Here is a 255-nt window from a genome sequence, read left to right as displayed (position 1 = left end):
TCGTGGCATAAAACTATTCTCCACGGTGGATTATGTCACGGGCAAAATCGTTTGGCAAGAAGATGAACAATACACTGCCGATAAGTTCCTGATGTTTCTACAGAAAGTTATGTCGGAATACCCTACAGGCAAAATCGCAATGGTATTGGACAATGCTCGAATTCACCATGCGAAACTGCTGGAATCATTTCTTAAAGAACAGCAAGATCGACTCACCCTCATTTTCCTTCCGCCTTATAGTCCTGAGTTGAATGT

General features: G+C 42.4%; 1 protein-coding gene. It reads left to right on the top strand.

Going from position 1 to position 255, the window contains the following annotated elements; translation table 11 throughout:
* Positions 1-255, top strand: a 255-nt coding sequence (locus KJS69_RS29460) for a transposase (protein ID WP_213587797.1), incomplete at both ends; no start/stop codon positions are given.

Origin of the sequence: Paenibacillus sp. J2TS4, from assembly GCF_018403245.1 — a bacterium.
In the GTDB taxonomy this organism is placed as follows: Bacteria; Bacillota; Bacilli; order Paenibacillales; family NBRC-103111; genus Paenibacillus_L.
The sequence above is the reverse complement of the archived record's forward strand: the minus strand, read 5'-3'. Positions and strand labels throughout refer to the sequence as shown.